This window comes from Deinococcus pimensis DSM 21231, from assembly GCF_000519345.1.
Classification (GTDB): domain Bacteria; phylum Deinococcota; class Deinococci; order Deinococcales; family Deinococcaceae; genus Deinococcus_A; species Deinococcus_A pimensis.
Genome location: NZ_KI912633.1, coordinates 374,724 through 375,605 on the forward strand (window position 1 = coordinate 374,724; position 882 = coordinate 375,605).

Annotated in this window: 1 protein-coding gene; it reads right to left on the reverse strand. The window is 74.7% G+C overall.

Translation table 11 applies throughout. The features are described 5' to 3' along the window. On the reverse strand, window positions 1-681 hold a 681-nt coding region (locus DEIPI_RS35395; protein WP_281173190.1), incomplete at its 3' end, for a leucyl aminopeptidase family protein. Between the last annotated feature and the right edge of the window lie 201 nt (window positions 682-882).

The following is an 882-nucleotide window of genomic DNA, read 5'->3' on the forward strand; positions in this document are numbered from 1 at the left end:
GAAGAGCGCGGCGACGTCGTCGCCGAGCGCCGTGACCTTCGCGCCCGTGAGGGTCGCGAGGTCCACGACGACGTCGGGCGCGTCCATCTCCGCCACCGCGAGGGCGTCCGCGAGCGTGAGGCGACCCTCCGCGTCGGTGTTCGTGACCTCCACCGTCTTGCCCGTCACGCCGCGGAACACGTCGCCGGGCCGCATCGCCGTGGCGGACACGGCGTTGTCCGTCGCGGCGACGTACGCGCGCACCTCCGTGTCGGGCGCGAGGAGCGCGACCGCCTTCATCGCGCCGAGCACGGCCGCCGCGCCGCCCATGTCGCCCTTCATGGTCGCCATGCCCTGCATCGTCTTGAGGGTGTAGCCGCCCGTGTCGAACATCACGCCCTTCCCGACGAGCGCGACCGAACGCCGCGCGCCCTCGGGACGGTAGCGCAGCGTGATGAAGCGCGGCTCCTGCTCGCTGCCCTGCGCCACCGACAGGAACAGCCCGAGGCCGCGCCGCGCGCACTCCTCGCGGTCCCAGGCCTCGAACTCCAGCCCGTGTTCCTCGGCGAGGCCGCGCGCGACGTCCGCGAGTGCCATCGCGTCGAGGGCGTTGTACGGGCGGTTCACGAGGTCACGCGCGAGCGTCACGCCCGCCGCCGTCGCCTCCACGCGCGCCGCCTCCGCGTCCGTCAGGCCGTCCACGTGGGCGTCCGTCAGTTCGGGCGCGTCGTCCTCGCGGAACTCCGTGAAGCGGTACGCGCCGAGCGCGACGCCCAGCGCGAAGGGCGCGGCCAGCGCCCGCCGCCGTCGCCTCCACGCGCGCCGCCTCCGCGTCCGTCAGGCCGTCCACGTGGGCGTCCGTCAGTTCGGGCGCGTCGTCCTCGCGGAACTCCGTGAAGCGGT